General features: G+C 61.1%; 14 protein-coding genes and 4 pseudogenes. 8 read left to right on the top strand and 10 right to left on the bottom strand.

The window, feature by feature from the left end:
* Positions 1–7: 7 nt before the first annotated feature.
* Both AB0H22_RS18645 and AB0H22_RS18640 read right to left on the bottom strand, forming a co-directional pair.
* Complete coding sequence (locus tag AB0H22_RS18645; RefSeq protein WP_358148039.1) at positions 8–943, bottom strand: SDR family oxidoreductase; 936 nt, start codon at positions 941–943, stop codon at positions 8–10.
* 53 nt (positions 944–996) lie between these two features.
* The gene (locus tag AB0H22_RS18640) at positions 997–1,671 is read right to left on the bottom strand and encodes an NAD(P)-binding domain-containing protein (RefSeq protein WP_358148037.1); all 675 of its coding nucleotides are present in this window, start codon (positions 1,669–1,671) and stop codon (positions 997–999) included.
* Between the two features lie 96 nt (positions 1,672–1,767).
* Here AB0H22_RS18640 and AB0H22_RS18635 point away from each other — a divergent pair, with 96 nt between their 5' ends.
* From AB0H22_RS18635 to AB0H22_RS18625, 3 genes and pseudogenes are all read left to right on the top strand, one after another.
* Positions 1,768–2,250: a MarR family transcriptional regulator gene (locus tag AB0H22_RS18635; protein WP_358148034.1), complete on the top strand. Its 483-nt coding sequence runs from the start codon at positions 1,768–1,770 to the stop codon at positions 2,248–2,250.
* Between the two features lie 80 nt (positions 2,251–2,330).
* Positions 2,331–2,705 (top strand): annotated as a pseudogene (locus AB0H22_RS18630) (chlorophyllase); the annotation flags it as partial.
* A gap of 84 nt (positions 2,706–2,789) precedes the next feature.
* A pseudogene (locus tag AB0H22_RS18625) lies at positions 2,790–2,876 on the top strand (transcriptional regulator); the annotation flags it as partial.
* A gap of 21 nt (positions 2,877–2,897) precedes the next feature.
* Here the strand turns inward: AB0H22_RS18625 and AB0H22_RS18620 are convergent.
* Together AB0H22_RS18620 and AB0H22_RS18615 are read right to left on the bottom strand one after the other, a co-directional pair.
* Positions 2,898–4,088 (bottom strand): YceI family protein, encoded by a 1,191-nt coding sequence (locus AB0H22_RS18620; protein ID WP_358148032.1) that lies wholly within the window; start codon positions 4,086–4,088, stop codon positions 2,898–2,900.
* Positions 4,085–4,465, bottom strand: coding sequence for a DoxX family protein (locus AB0H22_RS18615; RefSeq protein WP_358148029.1), 381 nt, complete (start codon positions 4,463–4,465; stop codon positions 4,085–4,087). Before AB0H22_RS18615 ends, AB0H22_RS18620 begins: the two co-directional genes overlap by 4 nt.
* Positions 4,466–4,817: 352 nt before the next feature.
* On the opposite strand from AB0H22_RS18615, the gene AB0H22_RS18610 reads away from it, so the two are divergent.
* Positions 4,818–5,306: a MarR family transcriptional regulator gene (locus AB0H22_RS18610; RefSeq protein WP_358148027.1), complete on the top strand. Its 489-nt coding sequence runs from the start codon at positions 4,818–4,820 to the stop codon at positions 5,304–5,306.
* A 277-nt stretch (positions 5,307–5,583) separates the two neighbouring features.
* Here AB0H22_RS18610 and AB0H22_RS18605 read toward each other — a convergent pair whose 3' ends face one another.
* Positions 5,584–7,629, bottom strand: a complete 2,046-nt coding sequence (locus AB0H22_RS18605; protein ID WP_358148024.1) for a S8 family peptidase — start codon at positions 7,627–7,629, stop codon at positions 5,584–5,586.
* Between the two features lie 229 nt (positions 7,630–7,858).
* Positions 7,859–8,722 (bottom strand): ATP-binding protein, encoded by an 864-nt coding sequence (locus AB0H22_RS18600; protein WP_358148022.1) that lies wholly within the window; start codon positions 8,720–8,722, stop codon positions 7,859–7,861.
* A 357-nt stretch (positions 8,723–9,079) separates the two neighbouring features.
* Here AB0H22_RS18600 and AB0H22_RS18595 point away from each other — a divergent pair.
* Positions 9,080–9,287: pseudogene (locus AB0H22_RS18595) on the top strand (MarR family transcriptional regulator); the annotation flags it as partial.
* A 65-nt stretch (positions 9,288–9,352) separates the two neighbouring features.
* Here AB0H22_RS18595 and AB0H22_RS18590 read toward each other — a convergent pair.
* Complete coding sequence (locus AB0H22_RS18590; protein ID WP_358148020.1) at positions 9,353–9,949, bottom strand: TetR/AcrR family transcriptional regulator; 597 nt, start codon at positions 9,947–9,949, stop codon at positions 9,353–9,355.
* Between the two features lie 125 nt (positions 9,950–10,074).
* Between AB0H22_RS18590 and AB0H22_RS18585 the strand changes: the two genes are divergently transcribed.
* Complete coding sequence (locus AB0H22_RS18585; RefSeq protein WP_358148017.1) at positions 10,075–10,809, top strand: SDR family oxidoreductase; 735 nt, start codon at positions 10,075–10,077, stop codon at positions 10,807–10,809.
* A 244-nt stretch (positions 10,810–11,053) separates the two neighbouring features.
* Positions 11,054–11,485, top strand: a complete 432-nt coding sequence (locus AB0H22_RS18580) for a hypothetical protein (RefSeq protein ID WP_358148015.1) — start codon at positions 11,054–11,056, stop codon at positions 11,483–11,485.
* A 456-nt stretch (positions 11,486–11,941) separates the two neighbouring features.
* Here the strand turns inward: AB0H22_RS18580 and AB0H22_RS18575 are convergent, their stop codons facing one another.
* On the bottom strand, positions 11,942–12,190 hold the full coding sequence (locus AB0H22_RS18575) for a hypothetical protein (protein WP_358148012.1): 249 nt from the start codon (positions 12,188–12,190) through the stop codon (positions 11,942–11,944).
* An 80-nt stretch (positions 12,191–12,270) separates the two neighbouring features.
* A complete protein-coding gene (locus AB0H22_RS18570; protein WP_358148010.1) occupies positions 12,271–12,423 on the bottom strand; it encodes a hypothetical protein in 153 nt (50 codons plus the stop codon).
* A 338-nt stretch (positions 12,424–12,761) separates the two neighbouring features.
* Here AB0H22_RS18570 and AB0H22_RS18565 point away from each other — a divergent pair.
* Positions 12,762–12,956 (top strand): annotated as a pseudogene (locus tag AB0H22_RS18565) (hypothetical protein); the annotation flags it as partial.
* 790 nt (positions 12,957–13,746) lie between these two features.
* Here AB0H22_RS18565 and AB0H22_RS18560 read toward each other — a convergent pair.
* Positions 13,747–14,568 (bottom strand): hypothetical protein (locus AB0H22_RS18560; RefSeq protein ID WP_358148007.1); only part of this gene is annotated, 822 nt, incomplete at its 5' end.

The following is a 14,568-nucleotide window of genomic DNA, read 5'->3' as shown; positions in this document are numbered from 1 at the left end:
GCGTCTGTCAGCTGGCGGCGAAGTAGTGACCGTTGTCCAGATCGGCCATCAGTGCGGGCTGAAGGGGTTCCCAGCCGAGGGTTTGGCGGGTGGTGAGGCTGGTCGCGGGGAAGGATCCGGTGGCCAGATTCGTGAACATGCCGAAGTATCCCGGCAGCATCAGGACATCTAGGGGAATGCTTACGGCGGGCAGGTCTAGACGGCTGCCGATGGCCTCGGCGATGTCGCGGAACGAGATGGCCTCATCCTGAACGGCGTGCCAATATCTACCCGCCGGACCCTTCTCCAACGCCAAGCGGAACAGGGAAGCGACATCGCGGATGTGGACGGCGCACCACGCATTCGTGCCGTCTCCGGGGTAGCCAGCGACGCCCTTCTCCTGCGCGAGCGCGATCAGCCCCGGCAGAAAGCCGGCGCTATCGGTCGTGCCGTGCGCGATGAGCGGAAGCCGCACGATCGAAGACCGCACCCCATGCTCGGCCAGGCCGATGACGGCGCGTTCGACGATGTTCCGAGCCCGCAGGGTGCCTTTGTCTTCATCGCTGTGGGGAAGGGCTGGGTCGTCCTCGGTGGCTGGCCTGCCCAGGTTTCCGGGTGAGCCGATGCTGCCTGCTGCGACCAGTGGCTTTCCGGTTCCCGCGAGTGCCTCGCCGTAGGCGAGCATGATCGGCAGCTCCGCGGCGGCCACGGCGTCTATCCCGCCAGTGGGAAGCAGGTCTTGCCGGTGCGCGACGTGGATGACGCCGTCGGCGTCTGCGGCCGCTTCCTTGAGCCCGTCAAGGTCTTCGAGGCTGCCGCGACGCACCGTCGCGCCGCGCGCGGACAGGGCCGCCGCGGAGGCGTCCGACCGGGCCAGGCCGGTGACCTCGTGCCCGGCGGCAATCAGCTCGGGGATGATGTGCGAGCCGGCGTGGCCGGTTCCGCCAGTGACGAAAACGTGCATGTGACTGTCCTTTTCAGGTAGGTGAAGTGATGTTCTGCTGGTGTTTTTTGCGCCTAGAACGACGGGATTGGGGCGAGAAGTGGTGGTGGTGCGCTCAGCTGCGGACACTGACGCCGAGGAACAGATTCGGATTCTTGCCGCAGTGGGTGATGAGGCCTAGTTGCAGCAGGGTGGCGTTCTCCAGTGCCCGCGCCATGGGCAGCGGCCCCGGCGTCCATCGGGTGCATGCCGAGGCTGTCGATGAATGCCGACACCCGTGCCTTGGCCTGCGCGTCATCGCCGGCGATGAACACGTCCACCGGGCGACCGTCGATTGAGCCGACCGCCAGCACGTCGCAGGGCAGGGTGTTGAATGCCTTGACGACATGCGTGCCGGCGGGGGCGGCCTTGGCGATCTCCTGCGCACCGGAACTGCCCTCGGGGGTCAGGAAGCCGGTGAAATCGGCAGTGATGGGGTTGGTGATATCGACGATGACCTTGCGGTTCAGGGCGTCCCCGTACTGACTGATCACCGCCGCCGCGCTGGCGTATGGCACGGCGAGGACGACGATGTCTCCGGCCGGGGCCGTACCGGCCGTCCCGACAGTGGCGCCGCCTAGCGCGGCGGCCAACGCTTTGGCTTTGGACAGGTCGCGGCCGATGATCTCGACTGCGTTGCCGCTAGCGAGCGCACGGCTGGCTAAGGCCCTGGCCATGTTCCCCACGCCGATGATGCTGATGCTGCTCATGACATGTCCCGCCTTGCCGTACGCTCGAAATAGGTTGACTACTCCACCATAAGTGGATATGGATGAGCAGTCAACCAATTGGGAGTGTGGAGGCGGATGGAACCAAACTGGCTGAACCCGCGCGAATTCCGCGCCTGGCGGGCCTTCATCGATGCACGCCATCAGGTCGGCGTGCACCTAGAGCGGGGCCTGCAAGCATCGGGCCTGTCCGGGGCCGACTACGAGGTCCTGGCGTTACTGTCCGATCACGACGGTGACCGCATGCCTTCTCATCAGCTGCGCAACGCACTGGGTTGGGAGAAGAGCCGTCTGTCCCACCAACTTCGAGGCATGGAGAAAGGCGGGCTGATCAGCCGCGAGCCCAACCCCTGCGACGCCCGCAGCACGATGGTCTGTCTGCTCCCGGCTGGCCGCACCGCCATCGAGAAGGCGGCCCCTGGTCACGTAGCGGACGTCCGCCGTGTTTTCCTGGACCTGCTTACCCCAGCTGAACTCGACCAGTTGACGGTCCTGCACGAGCGGATCCTGCACCATCTGGCAACGGCCGCCGACTCTTCCGCCGTTGAGGGGCCTTCCTAGGCGATTCGTCGCAGCGCGGCAGCCAGCCTGTCAGTTCTCACACGATGTGCATCTCCCAAGCCCTTTGAACGGCGATCAGGGCCACCCAGATGTTTCCTTTCATGAATCCGAGCTTCGAGCACATGGCCACTCCTGCGCTTATCGCGGCAGGCGACGCCGACCAGTCGCCGCTATCGACGCGTGGACCAGACTGGTGGCTGGACGCCTACCAGCGAAGCCCCGGCAGCAAGGAACTCCTGACGCTATTGGGGGCCGACCCCGCATTGGGCGGGATTCACGCCTACGGGACGGTCCCCCAGTCGGCGTCGGACAACCCCCTCACGGTCGCTCTCGTACAGCGCATCACTACCGCATACCTGCGCAATGCCCTTCGCGTCGACGAGACCAGCTGGCCCGCAGCACAAAACGACCTTGCCCACCAAGCCTCACTGAACGGCCAGCTCGTCACCCGATGAGTCGCGGCCTGTAGGACGCGGCGGACAGTTGCCAGTTTCGAAGGTTGAGGTTGGCGGTGGCGATACTCGTTTCCGCAGTTAGCTCGTCGTGGGATGAACGTCTTTCATCGTCCGGTACCTGATGCCCTGACTGCTCTGTGCACGGTCTTGGGTCCCACTTGCTGTCGGTGATCGGCGGGGCAGCGATGAACCTCATCCGGTCGGCGCGAAGGGTGCCTTGAGCGCCTCTAAACACACGGTGACCTCGACGGTGTCTGCGAGCATCGGGCCGCCCCCGGCTAGCACGGGAGTGTTAGTCAGGACGCCGAAGTCGCTACGCCGCAGTGTGATCTCGCCTTCGAATCCGGCCACTTCACCGTGACCCATGCCAGCGCTCACGCCGAGAAATGTGAACGCCAGTGGTAGGCGTTTGGTGATTCCGCGCAGGGTGAAGTCGATTATGAGCACCCAGTCGTTCTGCCCGGTGCCGTGCATGTTGACCGAGACAAGGCGCGCGGTGGGGAACTCGTCGGCGCCGAAGACGTCGGGTGCCCGCAGGTGCTCGTCGCGGGTTGGGTTGCCGGTGTCCACCGACCCGACCGCGATGGTGGCCGTAATGCTCGGAGTTCCGTTCTCGGGCACCGTGATCGCCCCGGAGAAGTCGCCGAACCGCCCACGTACCCTGCCGACCATCAGGTGGCGAACCGAGAACGTGATGGAAGAGTGGACGGGGTCGATCGTCCACGTGCCCGGGGACAGATCCCGCCCAACCGCCGACGTCACCTCAATGCTCTTCTCGAGTTCGGTCGGCAGCTCGTAGAGTTCGCGTAAGACCAGAGCGTTGCGGGCCTGGATTAGTACACCACCCTCGTCGAGACGTCCGAGTTCGATGGGGGCGAAGCCGAGATCGGTGCACAGCCCGGCTACCGCCGTGCTTGCCGCGGAGTCGTTGCTGGCCACGAAGACCACGCGTTTCCCAAATTCGGGTGGGCGCTTCTCGGCGAGCTGCCTGGCGGCGGTTTGGTTGAACGACTTGACCACCGCGGCGCCCGGAAACGCCTCTGCGTTGAACTCGGTCGAGAGGCGGCCGCCCAGGATTTGCTCGGAATTAGGCACCAGAAACGCGTTCGTCGCATCGACGACGATCTTGCCCGACCAATCTGGACGGCGCCCACCCAGCTCACGGACCTTCAGGAATGGAATGGCCAAGATGATCACGTCTGAATCCAGGGCCGTGTCGAGGGTGGCCGGTGTGATCGAGGCGGACAGTTCGGTGACGTCGATCGTCTCTGGACCTCGCGTGTTGGCCCAGAGTGCTGGGACGTGGTGGTCGGAGAATCGTTGCGCCAGAACGGTGCCGATGCTGCCGGTGCCCACGACGGCGTACTGCAGAGCGTTGCTCATCGCGCGATCTCCGCGGTCCGAGTGGCCGCGATGAAGATCGCCAGCGCCAGGAACACTGCGTTCACGGGCCACTTGCTGTACTCCGCTCGTCGACCGTGGAAGACTGCCGCGCCCACCTGCAGCAGCGCGAGCCCCACGGCAGCGGCAGGCGTCAGGATAGGTGCGATGTCGGTGAGCCACGGCAGGATCAAACCGAGAGCGCCGGCGACCTCGACGCCGCCGATAAGTTTGATCGACGTCGCGGACAACGCCTCGGCGGCAGTAGCCATGGAGGGGTTCTCCGCTAGGCGCTCCTTGGGCGTCAGCAGTTTCGTGCCGCCGATGAAAAGATATACGGCGGCGAGTAATCCGGACGCGATCCATATCGCGATGTTCACGAGGGCTCCTCGAAGACGTATGTGTGCGAACAGGGTTGGCCCGAGCGGTTGCACCTGCGTATCTCGCATCGACGCGGGCACGACGGGTGGCATCAGTTGATGCTTCAACAAATCTAAACCGGGTAACGTGACGCGTCAACTAATGGCCTGCATCGCAGTCATTGCCCGCGCGAGTCAGGCCGCGACGCCTCGACGATGACGACCAGGCGCCATCACCGGTGCCGAGAGTTTCCACGACGGAGCCGTCGCCGGTCGGCGGCTCACGTTCAATCGTTGATAGTGGAACTATCCTTCAGGCGGAGGAGGAGGTCCGGATGACAGCTGTGCGATGGGACACCATCGGGTCGTCGCTATGACGCGCCCCAAGCGTGACCGTCGTCGACCCGAAACGGTCTGGCTCGACGACGATCAGCAGCGTGCGTGGCGCCAGCTGCTGTCGATGATCATGGAGCTTCCGGCGGCCCTGGAAAGCGATCTGCAGCGCACCACCGGATTGACGATGTTCGAGTACCTGGTGTTGGCGAATCTGTCGGAAGCCGACGACAGGACGCTGCGGATGTCGGAGCTCGCCGCACGCGCCAACTCCTCGTTATCGCGGTTATCGCACGTGGTCAGGCGCCTCGACGATGACGGGTTGGTGATCAAGGGTGTCTGCGCCGATGACGGCAGGGTGAGCGTGGTCGAGCTCACGAAGGCCGGAATGCGGCGGGTCGCCGCCGCGGCGCCGTTGCACGTCGTGAAGGTGCGCGAACTGGTGGTGGAACCGTTGACGAAGGCGGACCTGATCAAGCTCGGCAAAGCGGCCGAAGCCATTACTGACCGGATCGCCGAGTCTGGTTGACTACACGCCGGTCTGCTTGGCGCGCAGGAACGCTGAGTCGGCGACGGCATCCATCGAACGGAGCCGTCTTTCCAGACTCCATCGGATTATCTGGCGATCACTTCGCGGTGCTCGTCGGTCGCGATGCGCTGTTGTGCGGCCGCCGCCCAACTCAGGAACCGCGCTAACCGTTCGTCGCGTGCCGAAGCGACTGACGGGCAACGAGGAGGCCGCGAACGTAATTGGTTGCCCGGCCTGCGGGCGGACTTGGGTCCTGCAAGGCGAGATATGTTGCAGCTCAGGTGAACAGGCGTAGGTCAATAGCTGGTTGAAGTGCTTCAAGCTGGGTCGCGTAGGTGCGGAGCACTTGTTCGTACAGGTCGGGAACCTTTGGTACCTGGACGGTGATCACCATCGCGTACCGGATTCGGGGGGAGTTGCTAACGCTGTGTCCTCCGGATCGTGCGTTGTAGTGGATGTCGAAGACGGGATGAGACAAGCTCTGTTTGAGTTTGCGGTGTGAAGCGTGCATGACGGTGTCCCATTTGTGCGCGTCCTTACGCAGCTCCTGCTCGGTGGAAAAGTCGTGGCTCTGGAAGAAGGAATCAGTCTTAGCTAGGGTGCCAGAGGCGTTGAGTTTGCCGCGGTGGGGACGAAACCACACGTCCAGGCCGCTGCGGGTGTAATTGCTTGGATCGGCGGGGTCTACGTCACTGGCGAATACGATTGTGGCGCTTATGGTGACATAACCTGACGGCAGATCCAGCGGTAACGGGATCGCTGCCCGGACGTAGCGCGCGGGTTCAAGTGTTCCTTGGTAGAGAATGCGCGCTTCGCCGTCCCCGCACTGGGTCAGTTTGTCGAAGTCGTGTTTGATGCGTCCGCGTCCTACTTCGAATACATCGTCGTCAGCCCGCCGATCCGCGGTATGAATGAGCAGGGCTTTGGTTGCCATTGGTGTTATCTGCGATCCGAAGAACGTGTGGATGCCGAGGGCTGTACGCATCGCCAATGGCGAGGCGAAGCTCGTGCCGCACGTGGTAGTCAGCGTTCCGTCTGTATCTACGCAGATGAATGGCTCTTGTAGTGAGCCTCCGAAAGCGACAATGTCGGGTTTAACTGTGCCCGGTGCGCGGCCTGGCCCGATTGCTGAGTATGTTGCCCGCTGCCAGGATTGGCCCGAGCTATCGGCCGCGCCGATAGCGATGGCGTTGACACTGTCGGAGGGAACCTGCACGCGGGCATTGCCGCTTGCTCGGTCATAGGTGCCGTTGTTGCCGATCGCGATGGTGGTCAAGGTGTTGCCATCGGCAAGATGTGTGTCCCAGAAGGACGTCCAGGCGTGGACTTCGTTGTCCTCGATGGGCAGCGCCGGGCCAATACTGATAGAGACGAAGGGATAGTTTCGTTGCGTGAGAACAGATTCGATTCGTTCGATGACGGTGTAGAGCTCGTAGGGATCTGAGTCGCTCTCCGAGTCCAATACTTGGTAGTGATCGACATTGGCATACGGCCGGCCCAGAGGGACGTCTGGATCGGCCTGGCCAAAAAGTACTGCCGAGGTGACTTTTTGGCCGTGATCGAGATAGCTCGCACGGGCTGGGCCACTGTTTGTGAACGTATGTAGCGTCGTCCACTGGCCCAGCACGGTGTCTGCAGGTAACCCGCCGTCGAATACCGCAACGCGCAAGGTGGGATCAATAGGACCGCCCTGGGGCAGTTTGGCCTGCATTTCAGGTAGAGACCGGACGGGTTCGGGGGGTTGGTCCGGCAGGCTGCGCATCTTTGGGATGGCACGTACGACGCGGGTAAACGAATAGTTAGCCAACTTCCGCAAAGCCTCGTTATCGCCGCGCACAGGAATGAAGGCCAGCCCGCCGGTGATACGCCTGCGTTCCATCAATAAATCGACGTCAAGGTCGTCGCAGTATCGGATCAGTCCATCGACGATGACCTGATCGACGGAGTGTAGGACGATCTCAGCTGTGGTGGTTGCAGTAGCTAGCTGGTCGCGGTCACTTGCGGTGTTGAGATCTACCCGTTCCAGTCGAACGATCTTCTTTTCTGCGGTGTCCAGATCGTCTTCGTCGACCGGGGCTAGCAGATTGTGTGCCCACTGGTGGAGGTTGGCGCGGGTTGTGGCAACGAACAGCTTGGTGGTCGGTTGCGAGTCAGTGGGTCGATACCAGTGAGGCTTACCTTGAACTAGGCGGACCGACTGTTCTGGAATCAAATTTTCCGGTCGACTCCCGACCGGATCGAGTCCGGCTGAATGCAAAAGATCAAGTGGGTAACCGGTTTTCGAGAGGTATTTGGGATGCAGGGTCACCGCAGCGACCGTCATGTCGCCGGGGCATACCTCACTGGGCAAATCGGAAGCTTCGGCCGCGGTACGTTGAGTCATCTCGCCGATACGCGCTCGCGCCTGCGTAACGGTGTATGGGGCCGGAGAACTGTTGCCGCTAAGAATCGGTGGTATCGACTCGACTAGTCGTTCGCCATGCCCGATGAGATATCTTGTCGGTCTGGTCATCTCAGCGTCCCCCTTTGTAATCACCAATTACTAACATGCGTCAGGACCTAGTGAGGTGCTTTCGTAACGTGTCGCGCGAAATTCCGGTTACCGCACTGACTTGTCGCTGACTGCGTCCACTTTTGAGGAGCGCCAAAGCTATTCGGAGCCGGGCCGCGTGATCGAGTCGTTGGATGCCAGCGAGCGCAGTGTGTTCGACATCTGAAGCGCTTGTTCCGTGGATGACCGCATTGCGCCTCAGACGAAGGACCTGGCGCTCCAGATCGTTGAATGAGGCACCGTCAGTCGACGCCGCTAGTGTTTCGACTGTGGCCGGGGTCAGCGTCCCTTCGCTGAATCGCTCGATCGCCTGTGCTCGGAGTTCGATGTCCGGCATTCCGAAGACGATATTGGTGTCGAACCGACGCCACACAGCGGGATCGAGCAGGTCGGGATGATTGGTCGCTCCCAGTACCAGCCCAGCGCTGCTCGGCCAATCATCGATCTGCTGTAACAGCACGGTGACTAGTCGCTTCAACTCCCCGACGTCACTGTCGTCGCCACGTCGTTTAGCGATGGCGTCCAATTCGTCAAGGAACAGGACGCATTCGCTCTGCTTCGCGTAGTCGAATGCGTGACGCAGATTGATGCCGGTTTTACCAAGCAAGCTGCTCATCACACTCGAGAGGTCAAGAATTGCCAACGGCATCCCGAGTGACTCTGCGATCCATCCGGCCGCCATCGTCTTGCCCACCCCGGGGGGGCCGACGAACAGTGCCGCCCGCGAAGGCGTTAGGCCCGCCCGCAGCAACCTGTCGCTGTGGCCACGTTCATCGACAATCTGCGCGAGCGCTTCCCGGACCTCCGCCGAAAGTATCGGCGCTGAACGTTCGCGCTCGAATCGCTCGACCCGCAAGAGAGGCAATCGAGAATCGGTATCGACCGGCATGGGGGCCGGCGACGCCGACCGCAATGGTGACATCCTGGTCGGCGCTTCGCGTAGAACATCGGTCAACCCCTCAGCGACTTCGGGGTTTGTGTGGCGTAGCCGTCGCGCGACGCGTTGCACAAACAAAACGACGTCTTGCTCGCGGCCTGACATTGCCAGCCGAGCTAGGTGGACTAACGCTTGATCGATATAGGTATCTTTCGTCACCGCCAAATCTGATATAGCTTCTGACATGCAAATATTCCCGTCAAAGAGTGGACTAGTTACATGCTAGACCAAGGCTCTGACGTCCATCGTTTGAATGGTGCGTGTCGGGCGAGCCACTTGTGCGCTAACCCCGATGACGCCCCGTAGCGCCGTGGTCTGCTTTCTGCCGACTGGCCGCGCTGCCATCGAGAAGGCGGCGCCTGGGCATGTGGAGGACGTTCGCCGGAACTTCATCGACCTGATGACCCCCGCTGCACTCGACATGCTCGCCGCCCTCAACGAACGAATACTGCACCACCTAACCCAAGACGAGGACTCTCCCTGGCCCTCCTGAGGTGTGGCTTGTCCAAATGTCATGCCCCTTGCCGCCGGATCCGGCGCGTGGCCCGTCCCGGCGGGTTAGTTCCCGCCCGCGTCGGGCGGTATCGCGGGCGTGGGGATGGTGTTGTCGATGAGTATGGAGGCGATGGCGGCGGCGGTCGCGAAGGTTTCGGTGTTGAGGACTCGGTTGCGGGCTGAGGCGCCATCTAGGAGCAGCGCCAGTTGTTCGCCGAGTTGTTCGGGGTTGGTGGCGCCGGCCTCGCGGGCGGTTTCGGTGAGTCGCGCGGCAAAAGCTCTCTTGTAGTCGGCGGCGTTTACGCGTGCCGGGTGGCTCGGGTCTTGGATTTCGACGGCCGCTGCGATGAACGGGCACAGCGGCGCGTGAATGTCGAAGACGGCCAGGAGCCGTTCGCGGGGCGTGAGGTCGGTGCGGTCGAACACTTCGGGCAGGATATCGGGATCGAATCGGCGTAGGTGCTCGGCGATCAGCTCGTCCTTGCCGGTGAAGTGCTGGTAGAACGTGCGTTTGGACACCTGCGCCACCGTGCAGAGCTGCTCCAGCCCGGTGCTGTTGATGCCTTGATCACGGAACAGTTGTCGTGAAGCGCCCAGGATGCGCTCTCGTGCGCCCCTGCCGCGGCGCAGGCCCCGCGGCCCCTTCTCCAACTCCGTCACACATCCAGCCTAGCCAATTGGGTACCGATCGGTGTGCATAGCTTGCATCCCACGTCACCGTCCGATACCTTATGCACACAGATCGGTGTACATAACATGGACATCTTCGAACGAATGGAGTGATCGTGGGAAAGCTTGATGGCAAGGTCGCGGTGATCACCGGCGCGACAAGCGGTATGGCACTGGCCGGTGCCAAGTTGTTCGTTGACGAAGGCGCTCACGTCTTCATCACGGGCCGACGGAAAGACGCCGTCGAGGAAGCCGTCGAACAGATCGGCCGCAATGTCATCGGCGTGCAAGGTGATTCAGCCGACCTCGACGATCTGGATCGTTTGTACGACACAGTCACACAAGAAAAGGGCTCGATCGACGTGCTGTGGGCCAGCGCCGGGACGGGCAAGCAGGCCAAGCTCGGCCAGATCACAGAGCAGGACTTCCATAATGCCTTCTGGCTGAACGCGCGCGGCACGCTATTCACGGTGCAGAAGGCACTGCCACTGTTCAACGATGGCGGTTCGATCTTCATGACCGGGTCGAACGCTTCGCTGCGGGGCTACCCCGATTGGAGTGTGTACGCGGGGAGCAAAGCCGTGCTGCCCGCGTACGCCCGGGTGTGGGTGTCGGAGTTGAGGGATAGGAAGATCCGGGTGAACGTGCTGACCCCCGGCCAGGTCGCCACCCCGGTATTGGAGCAGGTGATGACCGAGGAGCAGAAGGCGCAGTTCGAGTCGGTGATCCCGCGGCGAGAGTCGGGTCGCCCCGAGGAAATCGCGTCGGCCGCGTTATTCCTCGCCTGCGAGGACTCGAGCTACGTCAATGGCATGGAGCTGGTGGTCGACGGCGGCACCACAGTGATCTAGTAAGCAATTGCACCTACGCCAACAAAGACGTCGCGCACCGGGCCGCGGCTGCCAGTAGAACTAGTACCCGGTCTCCGATTCCCAGAAATCTGTTGTGGGCGTAAATTTTTCGGGTCATCGACTAGCTACGCGCCCTAGAGGAAGGACACCGGGCCCGATGGTCGCGCACACCAACCACACCATCGGGTGGACGGAACCTCGATCAGATCACACGACGAGCAACAAAGAACACAAGGGAGTACCTATGACCACGTTCGCCGCGCACCGCGACGCAGTGGAGTTCTTCGTCGACTGTATGCACGGCGACGCAGACAAAGACGCCCTGTTCGGAATCCTCGCCGAGAACGTGGTGCTGTACGGCCCGCTCGGCGATGACCCACTCACCGGCCGCGGCACAGTCCTGGAAGCCATCCGGACGGTCGGCACGGTGGCGACCAACCTCACCTACAAGGAAGTCCTCAGCGGACAGACGCACCACGCCGCATACTTTCGGCTGCAGATCGACGACACCGTGGTCGACGGGATGGACTACATCCTGCTCGACGAGAACGGCAAGATCGCCGAGGTGACCATATGGTGGCGCCCGCTGCCGTCCGGCGTCCAGATGCAGGGGCACCTTGCGGGTCTCCTCGGCATGCAGCCCTGGGAACTCCGCACCGACACGAAGCAACAGTGAAGCACGAGCTGTCCCAGGCTAGATCCGGGCAGGCGGTGAACTGTTCCGCGGTTTCGGGATGGTCAGTTGCCGTGACACGGGCAACGAGATTCCCGAACGCGTGCCCTAATAGGACTGTGTGACGGCGCTGAGCGGGCGCAGCATCTTGTCGATGCATCGCCCGACGAGGATGGCGGTCGGGTGTCCGGGGATGTAGACGGCGAACTCGCAGTAGATGTTGAGTTCGTGGTCGGCGATGACAACATTCTTGATCTCCTCGGATGGCCATACTTCAAGAGAAGCTCTCCGACGATGCGGGCATGCAGGCCGTGTAATCCCTGGGCATCGTGTGGAATTGGCTGGTATTCGCTCGCGGACATCGTCCTCAGTCGTCGTCGTAGGCCGAAGGGTTCTCGTCGTAGAGTTTGCGGGCGAGCTGCTCCCCGGTCTCGTTAAGTTCAAGCAGTAGGCGTAGCGTCATCGACGGTCGTCGTAGTGGTCGATGTAGAGCGCCGGGAGTTTCGACAGCCCTTCCGTGAAATCGCCGACGGGAACGAAGCCTTGGCCCTGTTCGACGGTGCCAAGCTCGCACAGGCCTTCACCGACGAGCGACCGAATCATGTCGATGGTCTTCTGCTGAATCACAGAGAGCAGCCGGCCTGGATTGTCCTGCCTGACATACCAATCGATGTCCGCCAGCTCTTCCCACTCGTCCAGCGCGGGCACGAGGATACGCTCGCGCGCTGTGTTTTCTTGTGGCGGTTCGCGCAGCGCGGCAGGGCCCGCAGAGCTTTTGTCTTCCGCGGTCAGAGCAGCTGGAGCTGTTCGGGCGGCTCTGGTCTGGGCTGCTGTTGTTGGCGTGCGCCCTTCTTGTCGGGAAATCGCGGGCCTTGGCCGTAGCGGACGGCCTTGCCGCGGGTCTGTGTCGATGTCCGTGTCAGGATTTCGCGGCCGACCAAATCTTGGAGGATGTCGCGGGCGCTGTAGACGTCGATATCGAAAAGCCTTTGGATGGCGGCGTTATTGATCGAATTGTATTCGCTGGGTCGCGGTTTCGTGGTGGTTGGGTTGTCTATGGGTCCAGGTTGACGGCGATCAGCCCATCTGCTCGTCGAAGAGGTCGCAGGTGTCGCGGGTCAACGCCACCGTCGCCTCCGATTGGGCGATGCGTTTGTGGGTGGCGGCCAGTTCGTCAGCCCTCACGCTCGGGGTGCCCTAGATGCCACCGGCGTCGATGAGCGCTTGGTGTTTCCAGCGAAGCAGGTCAGGTGGTGGCGCGTGCTGTTAACGTGGTGAAATGGCGTCCGCTCGGGCTTTGGTAGGTATCGGAGCGCTGGCAGCCACCGGCTTGTCATTGGCGCCGTCGGCTGGCGCTGAACCGCAATTACCAGATCTGGATCGTTATATCGCGGTGAAGACGTCCGACTATACGGTCGCGGTCCCGACCAGCGGCTATAACGGTGCCGTGAGCAGCGTGCAGTTCAGCACCCCCGATACGCTTTTCGTTGAGCCGGGGTCCCTCGACCCTCGCCGGACCGCCGCCGTCGACACCTCCTGCTTGGGGTAATAGTCATTGCGCGTCGACAACAAGATACGGGCGGTTGTTAGCTTGTCGCGACGTCAAGATTCTTGTACGCGCGGATTTATAAGCTGGTGGACCCGTGTGAAGGCCGCATTCAATCGGTGACGAACTATCTCAAGAGCTGTGGGTGTGAGAATTTCCTTTACTGACATTAAGGCCGTAGGGAAATGGATGCTAGACATTTATCGGATTGCGATAAACCGAAGTTAATTTTCCCCCAAGGCTCAATGGCGGTAACGGTGTACTTCTCTTGAGTAGAGTGACCGCTAGGCGCACCGGTCAATGCAGTTGATGGATATCTCTTCGTTATATCTTTCATTGTAATGCAGTCAGGCTTCGCCAAATCGAGAGAAAAGAAGCGCCATCCCTCTCCGTCAACTCCTATTGTCGCGGAAGATAGCCGCAGGTTGTCACTCACATTCACGGCCCCAGTCTCCCAGCGTCCAGGAACGTCAACTCTTTCAGAGAACGTGACACCCAAGAGTGACTGCACCTTGTCGACCGTTAGAGGAACCTGCTTAATCACGCTGTCTAATAATTGCCAGACATCGCCGTTTGGTTGAGCATTTGCCCTCCCACCAGCATCCGATAAACTACAGCTCGCCAGCAGAACCGATAGGAGAACAGCTAGTACGCTTCTAGTGGGCATAACCAACCTAACTGGATTGATAAAGTTATTCTGAGCAGCTAAACCACGTCTTTACCAGGGGAAAGGCGATCCATCAGTATAGTACTGTCGGTACGTCTTTAACGGGGCTACCGAGGGGCGTAAATGGTCTCCATAGTATTGTCCGATTTCCCGCCCTGCCTTATCCCAAGCCTCGGACGAATCCCAGTTAACACTAGTAAAATATTTGTCAAATATACCATTGAATTTATTGTCCTGATCGCCTGCTATGCCGATGTCTCTCCCGCCTGTAGATTCCAACTCTCGTTGAATCATAATGTTATTGATGGTCGCATATCCCTCATTCCTCAACATGGTGTCGACGTATCCGTCAGTGGTGAAATTTCTGGTTTCGGGATGTGTCGCGTGGCCTAGTTCGTGAGCAAGAGCCTGTACGACATCCTTGTTGTTGCCTTCCTGAAAGTTCTGCGGGTCAATAACAATCTTTTGATCGTCAGTGTCGGTGAAGGTTCCCTTGCCGTACTCTCCCCATTCGATCGACCATCTATCTTTCTTCAGTTGGTCCCATTCACGCTTTAATGTCGGCGACCACTCTCGTTCTTGCCGCGTGAGTTCCTCAATCGACTTATCCGGCGGTGCCTTATGCGCGTGTCCAGGCACGGTTTCCGTAAGTGGTGCTGGAACAGATGTCGATGTTTGAGTTTTTGTGGAGGGAGTAGCCCTGCTGGTTACTGTTTCGGTACTGGTCGGCGCGGGCGTTGACGTTGGCCTGCTAGGTTCTCGTTGATTCGGGGTTTCCTGCTGTGGGGGTGCGGTGTTGGGGATCGACTGCTGTCCGGTGTATGCGGGCGCGGTGCTGTAGTTCGGCGGGTTTTGTTCCCCATTGGCGGCCCG

The organism is Mycobacterium sp. NPDC050853 (assembly GCF_040653875.1).
Classification (GTDB): domain Bacteria; phylum Actinomycetota; class Actinomycetes; order Mycobacteriales; family Mycobacteriaceae; genus Mycobacterium.
The sequence above is the reverse complement of the archived record's forward strand: the minus strand, read 5'-3'. Positions and strand labels throughout refer to the sequence as shown.

Excerpts from the sequence above, each read along its gene's own strand:
- AB0H22_RS18620 (WP_358148032.1), bottom strand. The coding sequence starts at position 4,088 with ATGAGCAACGCTCTGCAGTACGCCGTCGTGGGCACCGGCAGCATCGGC.
- AB0H22_RS18645 (WP_358148039.1), bottom strand. The coding sequence starts at position 943 with ATGCACGTTTTCGTCACTGGCGGAACCGGCCACGCCGGCTCGCACATC.
- AB0H22_RS18580 (WP_358148015.1), top strand. The coding sequence starts at position 11,054 with ATGACCACGTTCGCCGCGCACCGCGACGCAGTGGAGTTCTTCGTCGAC.
- AB0H22_RS18605 (WP_358148024.1), bottom strand. The coding sequence starts at position 7,629 with ATGACGGTCGCTGCGGTGACCCTGCATCCCAAATACCTCTCGAAAACC.
- AB0H22_RS18640 (WP_358148037.1), bottom strand. The coding sequence starts at position 1,671 with ATGAGCAGCATCAGCATCATCGGCGTGGGGAACATGGCCAGGGCCTTA.
- AB0H22_RS18610 (WP_358148027.1), top strand. The coding sequence starts at position 4,818 with ATGACGCGCCCCAAGCGTGACCGTCGTCGACCCGAAACGGTCTGGCTC.
- AB0H22_RS18635 (WP_358148034.1), top strand. The coding sequence starts at position 1,768 with ATGGAACCAAACTGGCTGAACCCGCGCGAATTCCGCGCCTGGCGGGCC.